The sequence below is a fragment of the Blautia sp. MSJ-9 genome, assembly GCF_018919065.1.
Lineage (GTDB): Bacteria > Bacillota > Clostridia > Lachnospirales > Lachnospiraceae > Blautia_A.
In genome coordinates this window covers 14,806-33,290 of the sequence record NZ_JAHLQG010000051.1, presented here as the reverse complement: position 1 = coordinate 33,290, position 18,485 = coordinate 14,806, and the positions used below count along the sequence as shown (strand labels likewise).

Sequence of the window (18,485 nt, the reverse complement as noted above, 5' to 3'; positions counted from 1 at the left end):
CCATGACGGAGAAACAGGAATACCTCCTGAAGCTTTTCAGAGAGGTTGATGAAATCTGCAGGGAACATAATCTCAGATATGTGCTGGCAGGAGGCTCCCTGATCGGAGCCCTCAGACATGAGGGATTTGTTCCCTGGGATGATGATGTAGACTTATATATGCCACGTTCGGACTGGGAGAAGTTTGTAGAGATTTGTAAGACAGAGCTTCCCCCGAACAGAGAGATACAGTGTTCGGAAGTGGACAGAAATTATACAAATTCATTTCCACGCTATGCATCCACCAATACCTGCGCGATCCACAAGAGCCAGATTATTGGTAAGGACTGCGGCGGAGAGATCATAGACATTCTTACACTGGATCCGATTCCGGCAGATGACAGAGAATACGAGAAATACAGAACACATATGATGATCTATTCAGATCTTATCAATATTTCGGTAGGCTACAGTGACCGCTGGGAGATACCTGCATCCATGTATCTGAAGTATCTTCTTTCTTATATTTTTCTTGGTAAAAAAAGAACACTGGCAAAGCTTGAGAAGATTATGTTCTCCTATAATGAAGAGGAATGTGACCGCTATGCCATGCGCTGGGGCGGATGCCCGTTTCTTTTTGACAAAGATATGATGTTTCCGGTGAAAGAGGGCGTTTTTGAGGGACAGAAGGCAATGATCCCAAATAAATGCAGTGATTATCTGATCTGGCATTATGGAGATGAGTGGTCTTATATGCCGCCGCATCACAGCAGAGAGGGACACGTGGCAGTCTGTGTGGATGAGCTTCCTTATCAGGAGTTTCGTGACGAATATATGCCAAAGCTCAAGAAAGGTAAACTTCGCAGGGATTCTGTATTCCGCAAGTTCTACAATATGCGGATCGCAAAGAAGAGCCATAAGGTACGCCAGGAAGGTCTGACTATGAAAGCCCGTGCAGTAGCGCTGGATCTTCAGAGAGCTATTGAGGAATCCGGACTGAAGATCAGTGAATTGATTGAGAACCGGTCTTTTCGTAAGCTGAGTGCATTGTTTGGTTCTTATTATAAGAATCAGTTAAGTGCTGATTTCATAGGAAGAGAAGACTATACCAATATTTATGCATTTTATCATCCGATCCTTGTGGAAATTCCGGATGAGATATTCTATGCGGGTGTTTTGACACTTTTTTATACAGAACGTGTGTCAAAGGCATATCGTATGCTGCAGATCCGCCAGAATCTGGATCATCTTTCTCCTGAGATGGAGAAACTGAAGGAGGATATCGAACTCTTCAGAAAAGCAGCAGATCATTACGAGTTCCACCGCATGAAGGAAGCACAGCAGATAGTCGAGGACCTTGTGGAGCGTTATCCGGGACATCCTGGATTTATGAAATTCAAATGTCGATTCCTTATGGAGAATGCGGGAGAGAACCGTATAGAAGCAGAACGTTTCCTGGAAAAAGCACTCAAACTTTTCCCGGAGGACGGATATTTTCTGAAATATAAAGCGGATATTTTCTGGATGAATGGAGAGATGCAGAAAGCGGCAGAACTTTATCTCCAGATAAAAGAGAAAACAACTAACGGAATTGTATGGATGGAGATGGACAGATTCTTCAAGGAGTATAAGGATGAGATTCTGAAAGACTGTGAAGAACTTCTGGCAAGCCGCAGGAAGAAGGACGCACTTTCTCTGATGGAATTGTGGAGTCAGCTGATTCCAGAGGATGATGATATTCAGGGAGCATTTTACATGGCGAAAGTTGCCTGTGCGCACACTCAGAGTGAGCTTGAGAAAGTGATCGATGAGATCTGTGCAGTAATTGAGGTTTCGATGCTGACTCCTGTCAGTGAAGAGAGAGCACCGGAGAAGAAGAGAGAATATTACAGAAAAGCGCTTACCAGAGCATGGAAGAGACTTGGATATTCCAAAGAACTGGCAAAACTTCGTACACAGATTATGTGTACCAGTGAGGAAAGCGAACTGGAATGGCTGGCAGAACAAGTACGGAGTAAACAGTTTAATAAAGAAGAGAAATCCTGCGTATACAAACTGGTAGGAGATGTTCGTATGAAACAGGGACAGACCAGAGAGGCATTTGCTAATTATAAGAAAGCACTGGAATCTCAGATGCCATCTTATGTAAAGACAGAATTATACCGTATCTTTATCAATGACTTGAATGATGGAAGCAGGCAGGCGAAGAGTTTTGCAAAGAAGACAGACATCACAGTGGTGCTGGATAACTGGCTGGATAAATACGGAAGTATTGAAGAAATTAAACAGATTGTTCAGAGTGTGAGCAGCAATGTGTGATAAATATTTTTGACAGGGAGATGCCCGTGCACAGGATGTAGGTGTTTCTTACAGATTACTGAGAACAAAGTGAATAGTAATCCGTACAGTCAAAAATCTGAATAGAAATGGAGTATAGAGTTGAACAAGAAGCAAAAGGTAATATTGTCATTATTACAGGAAATTGATGAAATATGCCAGAAGAATGAAATTGAATATTTTCTTTCACCGCGTCTGACGCTCTGCACAGTGGAAGGGCATCCTTTTCCACAGAATCCGATGTTTGGTGTTGTGCTGATGAAGACGGCAGAGATGGAGCGTTTTCGTCAGGCGGTGGAGGAAGATCCGAGAGAGAGACGGGCGCTGGAATCCATGAAGAGTCATAAATGGTTCTCCGGATTCTATCTGAGGTATACGAATACAGATACTCTCTGCCTGAATATGGATAACACCAGAGATTATGCATTTCCGGGAATCGGAGTCAACATTTTTCCATTGAGGACACCGGTGGCTTCTGCGTCTGCAAACCGCAGATTTTCCAGAGATGAGAATGCATGGACAGAACTTTGCCATATCAATTATGCGGAGAGAAATTTCAAGAGCAGGGTAAACCGTACGTTGATGAGACTGCAGTGTCTGATCAATGGACGTCAGAGACAGGCAGCGCGTCTATATGATAAATTTATCAGACTGCATCAGCAGCCAAAAGCAGATAAATATATTCTTAAAAGAAGAAAGCAGACGACAGTTTATCCGGCAGAAATTTTTGCCAAGAGTAAGAGAGTTATGCTGGAGGGTGTGGAACTTCAGGTTCCGGCTAAAACGGCAGAATATCTGACAGTAACTTATGGCAATAATTATAAGAACGCTACAGAACCAAGGTATGTTACACCGATCGCACTGGCAGTCAGCGCGAGGGTAAGCTATACTCAGTTCTGGAAAGAAGTGGGAGATTTTGAGAAATACAGTAAGGATCGTATGCGAAACAGTCGCAGGCTTGCGAGAAGCAGAAGACATAAGGAGTATTTCAATGAATGCTGGGAGTATGTTGAATTTTGTGGGGAGCGTATGAACCTGGGTGTTTCTTATGAAAAACAGAAGGATTATATCAAGAACCTGTACAAGAATGAAGACTATATGACACTTGAGAAGGTTTTCCGCCCATATTTCAAGATGATGCAGAAGAGTCTGCAGAAGAATGAGCTTTTCGCGGAGGATGAGGAGATTCTTGATATTTATATAGACGTACTGGAAAAGACTGGAAAAACAGTACAGAGAGGTAAGATCGGCATGCTGATCTGACGGGAGGTAAAATGAAACTTTCAGACTATATTGTTACATTTTTGCAGAAAAAAGGAATTAGCCATTTCTTTGGATATCAGGGTACAATGATCGCACATGTGGTGGATTCTATTGAGAGAAATCCAGAGACAGAGAATCATTCCAGCTATAATGAGCAGGGTGCAGCTTTTGCAGCATGCGGTTATGCTCAGGCGAAAGAGGAATGTGCATGTGCTTATGCTACCAGCGGCCCGGGAGCGGTGAATCTCTTAAGTGGTGTGGCAGATGCTTATTATGATTCTCTGCCTGTGATCTTTCTTACAGGGCAGTTGAATACTTATGAATATTCCGGGATTGAGGGACTTCGTCAGCAGGGATTTCAGGAGACGGACATTGTGGCAATGGCGAAACCGATCACGAAATATGCAGTTCAGATCCGGAATCCGGAGGATATTGTAGAGGAATTAAATAAGGCTTATCATATTGCGACAACAGGACGCAGAGGTCCGGTTCTCATTGACCTTCCCATGAATATTCAGAGAAGTGAAGTAGAGAATCCGGTTTATGATATGGTGTTTGAGGATAAACACACAGATGCAGCTGCGGCACAGCAGGCGGCAGATAAGATTCTGGAAGCGCTGGAAGCGGCGAAGCGCCCGGTGATTATGCTGGGTCATGGCGTGGACAGTTATGCAAGCCAGCAGAAACTAATCCGATTTGCGCAGAAGAGACAGATTCCGATCATTACCAGTGTGCTGGCAAAATCTGTGCTGGGTTATGAGCATCCGTTAAACTTCGGATGTATTGGCGGTGCATATGGACATCGCTACGCAAATATGATCGCCAATGCCAAGAGTGATCTGCTTCTCTGTTTCGGAATTTCCATGTGTACCAGACAGATCGGAACGAAGGTTCATGAATTTGCGAAAGGTGCGAAGATCATTCGTGTGGATATCGATCAGTATAATCTTCAAAGAGATATTCATGAGAATGGTGAGAATGAGTTGAAACTGCAGGCAGAGACCGGCGCAGTAATCGATTGTCTGGCGAAAGTGTCCAGTCCGGAGCCTGAGGGCATTAGTGAGTGGCTGAATGTCTGCAATGAGATCAAAGAGAATCTTCAGGCAGTGGATGACAATACACCGGAGAGATATCCGAATCGTATGATTGCGGATCTCAGTGACATGCTGACAGATACTTCAGCGATTGCAGTTGATGTAGGCCAGCACATGGTATGGAGTTATCAGTCATTTAAAAATCATGAAGGACAGAAGCTTCTTTTTTCCGGTGGACATGGTGCAATGGGATATGGACTTCCGGCGGCGATCGGAGCTTATTATGCCACTGGAAAACCGACCGCATGTATCTGTGGTGATGGTGCCTTACAGATGAATATTCAGGAACTGGAATGGGTAAAGAGAGAGAATCTTCCTATTAAAATAATGGTTATGAATAATGAAGCGCTGGGAATGATCCGGCATCTGCAGAGAGATTATTTTGACTGCCTCTTTGCCGGAACTACAGATGGATGTGGTTTTGCATCCTGTGATTTCTCAGAGGTTGCGAAGGCTTATGGGATTGCTTCATTGAGAATGCATTGTGATGCTGTAAAAGAAGAGGCACCGGAATTTCTGGAGGGGGAAGGTCCGAAACTTCTGGAAGTTATGCTGGAGCATGGGACTTTTGCATATCCGAAGACTTGTCTGGGTGAGCCGATTCATAATCAGCAGCCGTATGCACCGAAGGAAGTTTATGACAGACTGATGGAATTGTAAGAATTGACGCTGTTGAATGAAGAGTGAATCGTAACATCATTGGAAAAAATGGAAATATAAGAATATAAACAGTGTTGTTGACATGTCACTATCTATAGGATGTCTGAATATGATACGCGCCTATATATTGAAAAGCGTATTGTTAAAAGTGATATAAAACAGCAATAGGTAGTAATAGAGGTAAGAAATGAGCAAAGTAACAGTAATTACAGGCGGAACTTCAGGAATCGGCCGCGGCATTGTGGAGAAGATTCTGGCGAATTCAGAGAAAGATGATCTGATTTTTGCCACTTATGCACATAATGCGCACAAGGCAAATGAATTCTGGGACAGTTTGAAACCGGAAGAGCAGGAGAAACTGATCATTCTGAAAGCGAATATGTCTTCCTATGATGAGATGATGAATTTCGTCGGAGAAGTGAAGGAGAAAGCCGGACATGTAGACTGGCTGATCAGTAATGCGGGAATCAGCACTTATGACAAATTCCAGGATTATACCTTTGAGGAGTGGAATAAGATCGTAAACACGAATCTGTCAGTGCCGGTATTTATGATCAAAGAATTTATGCCGGTGATGACAGAAGGCGGAAGAGTGCTCTTTATGGGATCTTATGCAGGACAGCAGGCGTATTCCTCTTCGCTGGTTTATGGTGTGACCAAGGCAGCAATTCATTTCCTGACGAAATCTCTGGTAAAGGAATTTGAGCCGAAAGGCATCACAGTCAATGCCATTGCACCTGGATTTATAGAGACTCCGTGGCATGAGAATCGTACACAGGAGAGTTATGACCGCATCAATCGCAAGATTGCACTTCACAGATTTGGTGAGATTAAAGATGTGGCAGATATGGCGTACAGTATTCTTACGAATAATTATATGAATGGAAGTATTGTGGATATCCATGGGGGGTATGATTACTTCTGAAAAACAGGATTGGAATTGTAATAGTTGCAGTTATTATTACGCTGGAAACTTATATTTGAGCGCCTTATTGAAATTATTTCCCGACAGGGCAGACATTTGGAAAAAATGTTATATTGAAGATAGAGGTTAACATGAAGAAAGAGAAAACATTTATCGTGCAGATCAAAGATACGGAATCAGGTACCTGGCAGGGAACTGTCCAGTGGGTGGAAAAAGAGAAGAAAGAGATTTTCCGCAGTGCGCTGGAGTTGATGAAATTGATGGAATCTGCAGTAGAAAGTGATAACTGAATTCATATTTGACGGGGGAAAGAGACGATGAGTCAAACAGTAAAAGTACATTTTTTCGGGGAATTCCGTCTGGAGAGTGGGACTGCATCTCTGAATGAAGAAACGATTCATTCAAAGAAAGTAATGAAACTTATGGCGTATCTTCTGCTGAATCATGATCGGATGATCAGTGCCGAAGAACTGGGAGAGCTGATATGGGGAAACGGCGGTTCGTCAAATCCCATTGGTGCGCTTAAGAACCTGGTATATAGAGTACGCAGTGTGCTGAAACAACTGGGATCAGAGGAATATATTGTTTCCGGAACAGGTACATATGGATGGAATCATGACATAGAACTTCGAAGTGATATGTCAGAGTTTAAGTATTATGCAGAGCAGACAAGAGAATGCAGTAAGGATATAAATGAACAGATCAGGAAATATGAACAGGCGGTTGCCTGTTATGAGAAACCTCAGACTTCTGTTCTGACATCTGACTCCTGGATGTCTGTACGGTATACTTATCATCATTCTGTATATATGAAATTGGTAAATGAGTTGTGTGAACTGTACAGTAGTGTACATGCATATGACAAGATTCAGAATGTCTGTGGATATGCGATGTCCTGTGACGAACTGAATGAAGATACCCACTATTGGCTTATCAAGAGCTGGGTAGGACAGGGAAATATTGAGAATGCCCTGAAACAGTATGACACAGCGATGAAGATTCTGTATGAGAGACTTGGAATGCACAGATCCCAGAAGATGCGGGAACTGTATGATGAAATTCTTGGAATGAGTAAGGATATTGCTCAGGCAACCATGGATGATATCTATGGAGAAATCCAGGAGGAGGATCCAAATGGCGTATTTTTCTGTGAATATACCGTATTTCGGGAGATATACAGACTGGAAGCCCGACGTGTTCTGCGCTCGGGGATTGCAGAGTTTATGATCCTGCTGACGGTTGTGATCGATGAGAAGAGAATGCAGACGGAACCGACCAGAATTCAATATTATAGGAAAAAAGCCATAGATAAATTGCAGCTGACCTTATGGCGCCATCTCAGAATGGGAGATGTGGCAGCCAGATACAGTGATGAACAGTATGTCGTAATGCTTCCTTACTGCAGTTATGAGGCAGCACAGAAAGTAATCCAGCGCATTGCAGTAAATTTCAACAAGATTATGGGAAATAACAGAATTCAGATAAAGGCAGAAACGAGGGAGGTCTCTATTCATAATGAACTTCCTTTGGAGAGAAAAGGGGGGACAGAATGGATTCATGAGAAAAAGAAGTGATTTACCTGTCAGTACTTTATACATCTGTACAGATGAGAGAAATGGAGAGAACAGGGCAGGGAGAGCTTATTGTAGATTATTTCCGAGTGCGATTAAATTTCGGGATTTGGGAGAACTGCTTGTAAAGGCAGATCTCATGTTTGATAAAGCGGGATGTCCGCAGGCATATCAGGAGAGCAGAAGTTTTGCTTCCGATGAAATCCGTAGTGTCGTTTATAATCCGGAACTGCATTTTTCTGATGAAGAATTACGGGAGAAGCAGGGAAGAATTTCAACAGAATATATCATTGTCAGCAGCCGCCGCAGATCCGGATGGCAGGGCATATATATTGACAGTCAGGGAAATGATTCAGAGTTTATCAGTGAGATTGAACTTCTGAAGCAGATTTCCGGACAGACGAAATAGAAAGATGAAGGTTACTGTTCACGCGCTGTTATCCAGAGAGGTGTTTTGGCATGAACAGGCAATAAACTTTGACATCCGTGCGTAATACTTATATAATGGAAAAAAGTTTTCCGTTATTGAGAATAGACATCATATGTCTGTTAAAAGTAGAGCGCGGAGGCGTATAAAGGTGAGTAGGCCAGATAATAAAAAAAGGCGAAAGAGAATCTTATTTTTTACAGCTCTCATTGCAGTGATCTTCATTGCATGGGCGCCGATTAATTTTAATACATCGGTAAAGGAAGCGGAGAAATCCAAGTCCCGCGATTTCATCACAGAATGGACGGAACAGAATGCCAGCCTGGTTCGGTATAAAGCGGATAAGTATTATGATATCCTGGATTATGCTGCGAAGTTTATCAGCAAGATGTCTTTGGATGACAAGGAAACCAGAGATTTGCTTTATGAGAATTTCAGTGAGAAAGCAACGGAGTTTGAATATTTTCGCATTATAGGTAAAGATGGTTTTGCAGCGGAAACTGGTCGGGATTATTCAGACACGGAATATTTTCAGACCAGTATGGCAGGAGGCAGAGGCCTTGCAAAATGCAGCAGTTCCTATGACAATGGAGTTCTTTTGTCTGTACCTGTGAAGGGCGGGGATGGTGAAACAGAAGGAGTACTCTGCGGAGTGCTTTTCGGAAGCAGACTGAGTGTATTTAAGCAGTCCGGCAGGAGTGCGAAATATACGAGCATGTTTATTGCTGATGGTAATGGGGACTGTATAGTTGGCAGAAATACAGATGCGGCATTTGGCAGTAATATTTTTGCAGATCTGGAAATGAGAGGGTTGAGTGTTCCACTTTCTACGATCGAATTCAGAGCGCGGATAGGGGTTACTGTTCCGTTTGAGATTAACAGCGATTATGGAAATAAGATGGCAGTGATCAGCCCGGTGAAGGGATATGATCTGTATGTGGTAACTATCATAGATAAAGATTATGTACTGAAGACAGGCAGGACATATCAGAGGTATGTACTGTTTCTGACGATTAAGATTCTGTTGGCACTGGCTGTGTTTGCGGGGGTTTATCTGCATTTTCAGAGACAGGACAGAGTCTATATCCGAAATCTGAATCGTCAGCTGACACTGAATGAAGAAACTTACCGTATTACTGCCAAAGACAGTGATTTATGTGTTTTTACTTATGATGTGGAAACAGAATTGATACAGTTTCTGAATGACAAATATCTGGAACTGGGACTGGATCAGGCACAGTTGAGTATTCCGGTACTGCTTAAGAAAATCAGGGATATTAATCCGGCTACCTGTTCAGTGATCGAGGAGATTTTGCAGTCTGTGGATTCATCGGAGACATCCCGGTCACGAAAGGTAAAAATACGTGCGGGAGGGAAACTGAGATACCTGCAGTTTAATACTACGAATCTGTATGATGAATCTGGAAAAGTTTCCCGTATGGTTGGAAGTATTGAGGACATTACCAGTCTTGAGAATAATATGCTTAAACTACAGAAAGAAGCCATGACGGATCTGCTGACCGGTGCGATGAACCGTGCAGCAGGTACGGCGATGATCAACCAGCTTCTGGAGAATGCACCGGATGAGGGATGTGTACATACTTTCACTATTGCAGACCTGGATAATTTCAAGACACTAAATGATGTGCTTGGTCATATGTGGGGCGATAAGGCACTCTATGAAGTGGTTCTTACCATGCAGAAACATTGCAGGGCAAAGGATGTTGTCTGTCGACTGGGGGGTGATGAATTCGTAGTTTTCATGCCAAATATGCCCAGACAGGATGCGGAAGAGAGTTTGCAGAGGCTTTCTGCAAAACTTCATATTAACTATGAAAAAGACGACAAGTCTGTAATGATCTCGGCATCCATGGGAATCGTTACTACAGAGAGAGCCGGAGCGACGTTCCAGGAACTGTATGAGGAAGCAGATAAGTGTTTGTATCAGGTGAAGAGAACATTTAAAGGATCCTATCATATCGCGGAGAAATCAATCTGATGTACTGGCGGATTCAGAGAGTTTCAGGGAGAAAGCGTCATATTTTGGCGGAATATAGAGAATATGTTTTCTGATATCTGCAAAATGATCTTCCTGATTTTTCAAGAGATTCTAAATGCGAAAAATACGCGATAAAATATAGGCATAAATATAAGAAAAGACTTGACTTGAGCATGTCATGTGTGATAAACTTGACAAGCGACATGGAAGTTAGGTCTTTTTTTTATGCCCGAAAAAGATGACGGATACATCGTCAGGCGTGAGAAAAACGACCATGCAAATGAAAACACTGGAGGTGGAAGTTGTGCGCGTTAAGATTACATTAGCATGTACCGAGTGCAAGCAGCGTAACTACAATATGACTAAGGAGAAAAAGAACCATCCTGAAAGAATGGAAACTCAGAAATATTGTAAGTTCTGCCGCAAACACACTCTGCATAAGGAAACAAAGTAATCCAAGGTAACTGGACGAAACAGTTACTCACAGAGAATTGTGAGGTCAGGCTATGCAAGGAAATGAAAAATCTGCTGGCAAGAGCCAGAAGAAGAGTTGGTTTCAGGGACTTCAATCAGAATTCAAGAAGATCGTCTGGACAGACCGCAGCACTTTGATCAAACAGACCATCGTGGTTGTGTGTGTATCAATCGTGCTTTGCGTACTGATCAGCGTAATGGATTCATTTATTCTCGAAGGCATTAATCTTTTAATGAAATAAGGATAAGGTGATTGTATGTCAGAAGCGAAATGGTATGTTGTTCATACTTATTCCGGGTATGAAAACAAAGTAAAAGCCAACATTGAAAAAACCATCGAAAACCGACACCTGGAAGATCAGATCCTTGAAGTTCGTGTTCCTTTACAGGAAGTATCCGAGCTGAAGAACGGAACTGTGAAACAGGTTCAGAAGAAAATGTTTCCTGGCTATGTACTTCTCAACATGGTTATGAATGACGATACATGGTATGTTGTCCGTAACACCAGAGGTGTAACAGGCTTCGTTGGACCAGGGTCCAAGCCGGTACCGTTAACTGAGGAAGAGATGCTTCCTCTTGGTATCCAGAATGAGGATATTCAGGTAGATTTCGCAGAGGGTGATACAGTTGTTGTCACAGGCGGTGCCTGGAAAGATACCGTTGGTGTTATCACTGCCCTCAATGTGCAGAAACAGACAGCAACGATCAATGTTGAACTTTTCGGCCGCGAAACGCCGGTAGAAATTAGTTTCGCAGAAATCAAACAGATGTAACAAGCAAAGGTAACAATATCGTGGGAGGGACCATAAACCCCCGCCAATACCACATAGGAGGTGCCGAAAAATGGCAAAGAAAGTAACAGGATATATCAAATTACAGATTCCGGCTGGTAAAGCAACTCCAGCACCACCTGTAGGTCCAGCTCTTGGACAGCACGGTGTAAATATCGTTCAGTTCACAAAAGAGTTCAATGCAAGAACAGCAGATCAGGGAGACTTAATCATTCCTGTAGTTATCACTGTTTATGCAGACAGAAGTTTCAGCTTCATAACCAAAACTCCGCCGGCTGCAGTTCTTCTTAAGAAAGCTGCTAAGATTAAATCCGGTTCCGGCGTACCGAACAAGACAAAAGTTGCTAAGGTTACTAAAGCTCAGGTTCAGGAAATCGCTGAACTTAAGATGAAAGACTTAAATGCAGCATCCCTCGAAGCAGCTATGAGCATGATCGCTGGTACTGCAAGAAGTATGGGAATCGAAGTAGTTGATTAATTTTAATATTAAATAGTAAGTGGGAGGGCGTTCCCCGCAAATACCACAGGAGGTTATAGAAATGAAACGAGGAAAGAAATACGTGGAAGCTGCTAAAGCAGTAGACCGCGCTACATTATATGATACCGCAGAAGCTATCAGCTTAGTTAAAAAAGCTGCAGTTGCTAAATTTGACGAAACTATCGAAGTTCATATCCGTACAGGCTGCGATGGACGTCATGCAGACCAGCAGATCCGTGGTGCAGTAGTTCTGCCACATGGTACTGGTAAAAAAGTTCGTGTTTTAGTATTCGCTAAAGATGCTAAAGCTGAAGAAGCAAAAGCAGCAGGTGCTGAATTCGTAGGAGCTGAGGAACTTATTCCGAAGATCCAGAATGAAGGATGGTTAGACTTTGACGTTGTTGTTGCAACTCCAGATATGATGGGTGTTGTAGGTCGTCTTGGTCGTGTACTTGGACCGAAAGGTTTAATGCCAAACCCGAAAGCTGGTACAGTAACAATGGACGTTACTAAAGCAGTTCACGATATCAAAGCAGGTAAGATTGAGTACCGTCTTGATAAAACCAACATCATTCATGTTCCGGTTGGTAAAGCATCCTTTACAGAAGAACAGTTAAGCGACAACTTCCAGACGCTGATCGATGCTATCGTTAAGGCTAGACCAAGCACACTGAAAGGTCAGTATTTAAAGAGCGTTGTAATCGCTCCGACAATGGGACCTGGTGTGAAGATCAACCCAATGAAATTAGCATAATAGATTTTAGCAATTTAAGACTCTCGGAGAATTTCTCCGGGGGTCTTTTTGCGTTCTCGCGAGAAGAATGGGGTTACAATGTTTTTAGGGAGTGTGGTATAGTAGGGGGTGAATTAGAGATTGGCTAGATATATTTATTGTATGCTAAGCAATGATGTAGAAGCAGACAGGAGGAGTTAGTTTGGCAGCGAGGAGACGTGGAAAGAAGAAAAGTGGGAGAAGTTATGCGTGGAGATACAGGGGCAGGATTGTGGCTTGTGTGTTTGCTGAGGTGATTATTATCTGTGCTCTGGTCATTATGATTGGATGGAACAAGGGTGTGAAGGACTGGTTTGAACAGTTTGAGCAGCCGGTTCTGAAGGAAGTGGATATCAGTGGGATCAACAGTCCGAATGCAATCCTGATGCAGGCGCGGGGAGGTAAGATCCTGGGAGAGATCAATGGTGATGAGCAGATTTATCCGGCTTCTATGACGAAGATCATGACGGTGATCGTTGCCATTGAGAATCTGAAGGATCTGGATGAGGAGATTACACTGACGGATGAGATGTTTGCGGGGTTGTATGAGCAGGATGCGACACAGGCAGGTTTTCAGCCGGGAGAGAATGTCAGGGTGATCGATCTGCTGTATGGTGCGATGCTGCCATCGGGGGCCGAGTGCTGTATTGCACTGGCGGATACGATCAGTGGTTCTGAGGCGGATTTTGCGGAGCTGATGAATAAGAAGGCTAAGAAGCTTGGAATGGATAATACACACTTCTGCGATTCCACAGGACTGCATAACCCGGATCATTATAGTACGGTTAAGGATATTGTGGTGTTGATGAAGTATTGTATTAAGAATGATACGTTCCGTGAGATTGTGGAGAGTTCCAGACATTCCACCGGAGTTACCAATATCCACCCGGATGGCATCACTTATTACAGTACAATGTTTAAAAACCTCTCTGATCCGACCGTCACAGGTGGAAAAATCCTCGGCGGCAAGACCGGCTATACCAGTGAGGCAGGACATTGCCTGGCTAGTTTTGCGGAGATTGAGGGAAGAGAGTATATCTTTGTTTCCGCAGGCGCTTCCGGAGCGGATGGAAATACGATTCCGCATATACAGGATGCGGTGACTATTTATAACAGGGTTGGTGAGGCGATTGAGGAGAAGTTGAATAATAACGAATAAAGTACCAGGCTATAAGTAAGTAGCACTGTATGTCTCGGGATTTTGACATATATATGCCAAAACACCTCGCGGAATAGTAGTATTTGAACAGTAACCATCAGACATCTACATGGGCAAATGTTTATGGATTCTTAATAGACGTGTTGTAATAGATGTGATATAATCATTCACATACAAAAGAACGATACGGACTATAAAGGAGGTGGAACTGGTGACAGACAGACAAATACTGGAAGCTGTTTTGGCAGAGGTCAAAGGGCTTGTAACTCGAATGGATCGAATGGGAGAACATCAGGAGCGTTTTGAAGAAGAGACGAGGAATAACTTTGCAAATCTTAGACGACATTTAGAGAATGTAACGGACAGAAATATTTCTCTTCTTGCAGAGAGTCATTTGAGCCTGATTAATCAGATGGATAGATTTACCGTATGGATGAATAAAATGCTTGTTGATGAGTTTAAACTTAATTCTCTGACAGATCGGATTACTCAGCTTGAGCGGAGACATAGTTAAGCGCCTAATAATGAAAATACCAACGGATAAAGAACAGGGGGAATGTCTATTTTTCAGACACCCCCTGTTTGCGTTATGTGTAGGTTATGAATGTTTCAGGAAGCGATAACATATTTCTCTCGTCCATGATTCTCCTGCATGAACAATATTGTAAGGGAATCCATGCCCACCCGGTGCATCCAGATAATCCTGGAATTCGAAGGCGAGGGCGCAATCAGGGCTTGTGGTCTGGCCTTCTTTTAATTCTATTCCGGTTTCGAAATATCCTCCGGAGTAAACGACAACACAAGGAGAATCCGAGCTGATCTGAAGTTCCAGAGAGCCATCCGGTGAGGTACAGCTCAGGTCAGGTTTATTGTCCGTTGCCGGAGCAGTCAGGGATGTTGCAGAAATATTATGATTTAAGATATATTCATGATTATATCCCCGATTTCTTTTGATCTGTATATCATTTGGATAAGCTTTGATCTGCTCCTGAAGTACAGCAGGTTGACGCAGATCAAACGGTGTTCCATCTACTTTAGAAATACCTTCAGGAGTAAATTCAGGCGTATTCAGGATATATCGATCTGCCTGTATCTGCAGTTTGTGATCCAGCGCGGATTTGGAAAAGTCACCTGTCAGATTAAAGTACGTATGATTAGAAATATTAAAGTAAGTATCTTTATCAGAAACTGCCTCATATCTTAAAGTCAGAGTATGATTTTTTTGCAGAGTATAAACAGCTTTTATTTCTCTGTTTCCAGGAAATCCGTCTAAGCCGTCTTCTAATACGATCTTAAAGACTACAACAGCGATATCATTATTAACTTCAGCAGAAACAAGTCCCCAATTCTTAAACGAAGCATTATGAAATCCACCATGAAGAGTATTGGTATTATTCTCATTCAATGACAAAGAATAGACTGTACCATTTATCGGAAGCTTTCCCTGTGAAATGCGTCCGGCGCATGGTGCAAGGGTAGCACCTGCATACAGTGAATTGCCAAAATAAGCAGAATCCTGGTCGAAGGCAAGCGCAATATTTTTTAAGACACCATCAGAAGTTGGAAAAAGAATCTGTCTTATAGAAGCTCCAACTGAGCATAAAATTACTGAAAAACCGTCATTACAGGTCAATTTGACAGTATTATATTCCTTGCAGATGTCGAAAAAAGGAGATTTATTAGTATTTTTTTCGATAATCATAGAATTGTCCTCACTTTCATGTTATGATTTATTTCGTGCGTTCTATTATATTAACTAATCTTAATGTAACGTAAAAACAGCGATTTTTCAAGGAAAAATGAAAAATAGTAAATAAAAATGACGGAAACAGATAAAGAAATAGAAATCTGAAAAATAGAAATGCACAAAAAGAGAAAGAATAAAATGTAAAAACTGCATAAAAACAAAAACAAATTCGTGAAATAATAGACAATCTACACAAAAACAGCAATTTTTTAAAACTCCATAGCAATTTCAAGTAATGCAATAGAGGGGTTGTAAGCCTATAATAAGACTCAGATAAGAAAAGAGGAGGGAAAGCACATGAGCAGTGTACTCGAGTTTAAAAATATCTCTAAGTATTTCCCTGGTGTAAAAGCGCTGGATAATATATGTTTCAAAGCATATGGCGGAGAGGTACTTGCGTTCCTTGGCGAGAACGGTGCCGGAAAATCCACATTGCTGAAAGTTCTCAATGGAGATTATCAACCAACCAAAGGTGAATACCTTCTGGATGGTGTTCAGAAACATTTCAGTTCCCCTCATGAAGCAATTCAGGAAGGAATCAGTGTAATATATCAGGAACGTCAGATTCTGCTGGAACTGAGTGTTGCAGAGAACATCTATCTGGGACGTATGCCTTCAAAGAAGTTCGGAATTATTGATAAGGCAAAAGCAAACCAGATGGCACAGAAGATCATAGATGATTTCGGTCTTCCAATCTCACCGACTACCAAAGTTAAAGATTTAAGTATTGCATATCAGCAGATGGTCGAGATCATGAAAGCCTATAGCCGTGAGAACCTCAAGGTTATATGCTTTGATGAACCGACAGCCAGTTTAAGTGACGCAGAGATCGACAGTCTTTTTGAGATCATTGCAAAGCTGAAAGCACAGGGCAAGATCATCATTTACGTATCTCATCGTATGAAAGAAATTCAGCAGATCGCAGATAAAGTTGCAATCTTTAAAGATGGACATTACGTAGACACAGTCATTACAAAAGAAGTTCCGGAACAGCAGCTGATCAGAATGATGGTTGGTCGTGATCTGGGAGATATCTTTAAGAACCTGGACAGAAACGACAAAATCGGAGATGTCCTTCTGGAAGTCAAAGGTGTATCTTCTGATTATGTCAAAGAGAACTCATTTGTTCTTCATAAAGGCGAAGTTCTTGGTTTCTCCGGTCTGGTAGGAGCAGGAAGAACAGAACTGATGAGAGCAATCATCGGTGCGGACAAGATGAAAACAGGAGAGGTTTATCTGGAAGGTAAGAAGATTGTCAACCGCTCACCAAAAGAAGCTATGGATAATGGTATCGTACTGGTACCTGAGGATCGTAAGCTTCAGGGAATTCTCAGTAACCTGAGTATTGCAGGAAATATCAACATCGCACTGATGGATAAGAACTCAAATAAACTTGGTGTGATCGATAAGAAGAAAGAAGCTGAGGAAGCTGACTGGGGAATCCGTGAATTTAAAGTAAAAACACCATCTCCGGACAAGAAAATCGTAGAGCTTTCTGGTGGTAACCAGCAGAAATGCATCGTAGCCAGAGGAATTGCAACAAATCCGAAAGTCCTGATCTTGGATGAGCCTACCAAAGGTATTGACGTAGGTGCGAAATCCGAATTCTACAATATGATTTGTAAATTCGCCAAACAGGGACTTGGCGTAATCCTTATTTCTTCAGAAATGCCGGAAGTTATCGGACTTTCAGACAGAATCATCGTTATGAAATCCTTACGTATTTCCGGTGAAGTAATGCGTGAAGAAGCGACCGAAGACAGACTGTTAAGCCTGGGAATGATGGGGGAGGAAGCAAATGAGTAATATTGAAACTAAAAAAGAAAAAAATGGTATTTTAAATAAGATCGGCGGAGACAAGCTGATCCTGATCGTAGCGATCATCATTGTATTTGCATTATTTACATTTTTGAATAAGAACTTTCTGACTTGGGCGAACATGGTTAACCTGATGGTTGCCGCTTCACTGGTTGGTCTGGTAGCAGTCGGACATACATACCTGATCATCGCCGGACAGAACGACCTGTCACCTGGTTCTCTGGCAGCTTTCTGCGGAACACTTGCAGCGCTGTTACTTTCCAAGAATGTTCCGTTTATCCTGACAGTTGCAGTTGTTTTACTGGCAGGTATTGCAACAGGTTTCTTTAATGCATGGATGGTCAACAAGATTAAACTGGAAGCGTTTATCGCAACACTGGTAACACAGAACATTATGCGTGGATTTGCCTATATCATCTGCGATGGTAAACCAATTTCTATCAGCAACAAAACTTACCTGGCAATCGGAAAAGCAAGATTCCTGACAATTCCAGTATCTGTATGGTTAATGATCCTTGCATTTGTAATCTTTGGATTTATCCTTTCCAAAACAAAATTCGGACGTAGTGTATATGCAATCGGCGGAAGCCAGGAAGCTGCAAGACTTGCAGGCCTGAACCCTAAGAGAATCATTACAAGCTGCTTCGTTATCATTGGAGCTTTGACAGCAGTAGGTGGAATCGTATTCTCCTCACGTATGAACTCCGGACAGCCGGCAGCTAACGTCAACCTTGAGTTTGATGCCATCACAGCAGTTATCCTCGGCGGTGTTTACTTTGCCGGTGGTGTAGGTGATATGTTTGGTACAATCCTTGGTGTTATCCTGATCCAGGCATTTAACACAGGTCTGATCATGGTAAATGTATCTACATTCTGGCAGTATGTAGCAAGAGGTGCACTTCTTCTCTTCGCTCTGACATCTGACTTTATCCGTAAGGAAAGACGTGAGAAAGAACTTCTCGAAGCAAGCATGAAAAACATCAAATAATTTA

18 protein-coding genes are annotated in these 18,485 nt (G+C 42.4%); 17 read left to right on the top strand and 1 reads right to left on the bottom strand.

Annotated elements, in window-relative coordinates; genetic code table 11:
- Window positions 1-2: 2 nt before the first annotated feature.
- The 15 genes from KQI87_RS14480 to KQI87_RS14410 all read left to right on the top strand — a co-directional run bounded on the left by KQI87_RS14480 (window position 3) and on the right by KQI87_RS14410 (window position 14,442).
- Window positions 3-2,297 carry a LicD family protein gene (locus KQI87_RS14480; RefSeq protein ID WP_216460749.1) on the top strand — a complete coding sequence of 765 codons (2,295 nt, stop codon included), beginning with the start codon at window positions 3-5 and terminating at the stop codon, window positions 2,295-2,297.
- A 120-nt stretch (window positions 2,298-2,417) separates the two neighbouring features.
- The gene (locus tag KQI87_RS14475; RefSeq protein ID WP_216460748.1) at window positions 2,418-3,578 is read left to right on the top strand and encodes a LicD family protein; all 1,161 of its coding nucleotides are present in this window, start codon (window positions 2,418-2,420) and stop codon (window positions 3,576-3,578) included.
- A gap of 11 nt (window positions 3,579-3,589) precedes the next feature.
- Window positions 3,590-5,332, top strand: a complete 1,743-nt coding sequence (locus KQI87_RS14470) for a thiamine pyrophosphate-binding protein (protein WP_216460747.1) — start codon at window positions 3,590-3,592, stop codon at window positions 5,330-5,332.
- 187 nt (window positions 5,333-5,519) lie between these two features.
- On the top strand, window positions 5,520-6,257 hold the full coding sequence (locus KQI87_RS14465; RefSeq protein ID WP_216460746.1) for an SDR family NAD(P)-dependent oxidoreductase: 738 nt from the start codon (window positions 5,520-5,522) through the stop codon (window positions 6,255-6,257).
- A 131-nt stretch (window positions 6,258-6,388) separates the two neighbouring features.
- Window positions 6,389-6,547, top strand: a complete 159-nt coding sequence (locus KQI87_RS14460) for a hypothetical protein (protein ID WP_216460745.1) — start codon at window positions 6,389-6,391, stop codon at window positions 6,545-6,547.
- Between the two features lie 27 nt (window positions 6,548-6,574).
- Window positions 6,575-7,831 (top strand): BTAD domain-containing putative transcriptional regulator, encoded by a 1,257-nt coding sequence (locus tag KQI87_RS14455; RefSeq protein WP_216460744.1) that lies wholly within the window; start codon window positions 6,575-6,577, stop codon window positions 7,829-7,831.
- Window positions 7,815-8,237: a hypothetical protein gene (locus KQI87_RS14450; protein ID WP_216460743.1), complete on the top strand. Its 423-nt coding sequence runs from the start codon at window positions 7,815-7,817 to the stop codon at window positions 8,235-8,237. The genes KQI87_RS14455 and KQI87_RS14450 overlap by 17 nt, the downstream gene beginning before the upstream one ends.
- Before the next feature lie 169 nt (window positions 8,238-8,406).
- Complete coding sequence (locus tag KQI87_RS17055; protein ID WP_216460742.1) at window positions 8,407-10,254, top strand: sensor domain-containing diguanylate cyclase; 1,848 nt, start codon at window positions 8,407-8,409, stop codon at window positions 10,252-10,254.
- Window positions 10,255-10,558: 304 nt separating this feature from the next.
- Window positions 10,559-10,708 carry a 50S ribosomal protein L33 gene (gene rpmG / locus KQI87_RS14440; RefSeq protein WP_025578252.1) on the top strand — a complete coding sequence of 50 codons (150 nt, stop codon included), beginning with the start codon at window positions 10,559-10,561 and terminating at the stop codon, window positions 10,706-10,708.
- A 52-nt stretch (window positions 10,709-10,760) separates the two neighbouring features.
- Window positions 10,761-10,970, top strand: coding sequence for a preprotein translocase subunit SecE (secE, locus tag KQI87_RS14435; protein ID WP_216460741.1), 210 nt, complete (start codon window positions 10,761-10,763; stop codon window positions 10,968-10,970).
- Between the two features lie 15 nt (window positions 10,971-10,985).
- Window positions 10,986-11,501: a transcription termination/antitermination protein NusG gene (gene nusG, locus KQI87_RS14430; protein ID WP_118509998.1), complete on the top strand. Its 516-nt coding sequence runs from the start codon at window positions 10,986-10,988 to the stop codon at window positions 11,499-11,501.
- A 70-nt stretch (window positions 11,502-11,571) separates the two neighbouring features.
- Window positions 11,572-11,997: a 50S ribosomal protein L11 gene (gene rplK, locus KQI87_RS14425; protein WP_008705378.1), complete on the top strand. Its 426-nt coding sequence runs from the start codon at window positions 11,572-11,574 to the stop codon at window positions 11,995-11,997.
- Between the two features lie 61 nt (window positions 11,998-12,058).
- On the top strand, window positions 12,059-12,751 hold the full coding sequence (gene rplA / locus KQI87_RS14420) for a 50S ribosomal protein L1 (RefSeq protein WP_216460740.1): 693 nt from the start codon (window positions 12,059-12,061) through the stop codon (window positions 12,749-12,751).
- Between the two features lie 181 nt (window positions 12,752-12,932).
- The gene (locus tag KQI87_RS14415; RefSeq protein WP_330655892.1) at window positions 12,933-13,928 is read left to right on the top strand and encodes a D-alanyl-D-alanine carboxypeptidase family protein; all 996 of its coding nucleotides are present in this window, start codon (window positions 12,933-12,935) and stop codon (window positions 13,926-13,928) included.
- Window positions 13,929-14,139: 211 nt separating this feature from the next.
- Window positions 14,140-14,442 carry a hypothetical protein gene (locus KQI87_RS14410; RefSeq protein ID WP_330655891.1) on the top strand — a complete coding sequence of 101 codons (303 nt, stop codon included), beginning with the start codon at window positions 14,140-14,142 and terminating at the stop codon, window positions 14,440-14,442.
- An 84-nt stretch (window positions 14,443-14,526) separates the two neighbouring features.
- On the opposite strand, the gene KQI87_RS14405 is transcribed toward KQI87_RS14410, so the two are convergent.
- On the bottom strand, window positions 14,527-15,630 hold the full coding sequence (locus KQI87_RS14405; protein WP_216460739.1) for an aldose epimerase family protein: 1,104 nt from the start codon (window positions 15,628-15,630) through the stop codon (window positions 14,527-14,529).
- 342 nt (window positions 15,631-15,972) lie between these two features.
- Between KQI87_RS14405 and KQI87_RS14400 the strand changes: the two genes are divergently transcribed.
- Both KQI87_RS14400 and KQI87_RS14395 read left to right on the top strand, forming a co-directional pair.
- A complete protein-coding gene (locus KQI87_RS14400) occupies window positions 15,973-17,481 on the top strand; it encodes a sugar ABC transporter ATP-binding protein (RefSeq protein WP_216460738.1) in 1,509 nt (502 codons plus the stop codon).
- Window positions 17,474-18,481 (top strand): ABC transporter permease, encoded by a 1,008-nt coding sequence (locus tag KQI87_RS14395; protein WP_216460737.1) that lies wholly within the window; start codon window positions 17,474-17,476, stop codon window positions 18,479-18,481. Before KQI87_RS14400 ends, KQI87_RS14395 begins: the two co-directional genes overlap by 8 nt.
- The last annotated feature ends 4 nt before the right edge of the window (window positions 18,482-18,485 follow it).

Bases quoted from the DNA above. Each gene is read 5' to 3' on its own strand.
- KQI87_RS14395 (WP_216460737.1), top strand. From the start codon at position 17,474: ATGAGTAATATTGAAACTAAAAAAGAAAAAAATGGTATTTTAAATAAG.
- KQI87_RS14455 (WP_216460744.1), top strand. From the start codon at position 6,575: ATGAGTCAAACAGTAAAAGTACATTTTTTCGGGGAATTCCGTCTGGAG.
- KQI87_RS14480 (WP_216460749.1), top strand. From the start codon at position 3: ATGACGGAGAAACAGGAATACCTCCTGAAGCTTTTCAGAGAGGTTGAT.
- rplA (WP_216460740.1), top strand. From the start codon at position 12,059: ATGAAACGAGGAAAGAAATACGTGGAAGCTGCTAAAGCAGTAGACCGC.
- secE (WP_216460741.1), top strand. From the start codon at position 10,761: ATGCAAGGAAATGAAAAATCTGCTGGCAAGAGCCAGAAGAAGAGTTGG.
- KQI87_RS14450 (WP_216460743.1), top strand. From the start codon at position 7,815: ATGAGAAAAAGAAGTGATTTACCTGTCAGTACTTTATACATCTGTACA.
- KQI87_RS14470 (WP_216460747.1), top strand. From the start codon at position 3,590: ATGAAACTTTCAGACTATATTGTTACATTTTTGCAGAAAAAAGGAATT.
- KQI87_RS14460 (WP_216460745.1), top strand. From the start codon at position 6,389: ATGAAGAAAGAGAAAACATTTATCGTGCAGATCAAAGATACGGAATCA.
- rplK (WP_008705378.1), top strand. From the start codon at position 11,572: ATGGCAAAGAAAGTAACAGGATATATCAAATTACAGATTCCGGCTGGT.
- nusG (WP_118509998.1), top strand. From the start codon at position 10,986: ATGTCAGAAGCGAAATGGTATGTTGTTCATACTTATTCCGGGTATGAA.
- KQI87_RS14465 (WP_216460746.1), top strand. From the start codon at position 5,520: ATGAGCAAAGTAACAGTAATTACAGGCGGAACTTCAGGAATCGGCCGC.
- KQI87_RS14400 (WP_216460738.1), top strand. From the start codon at position 15,973: ATGAGCAGTGTACTCGAGTTTAAAAATATCTCTAAGTATTTCCCTGGT.
- KQI87_RS14405 (WP_216460739.1), bottom strand. From the start codon at position 15,630: ATGATTATCGAAAAAAATACTAATAAATCTCCTTTTTTCGACATCTGC.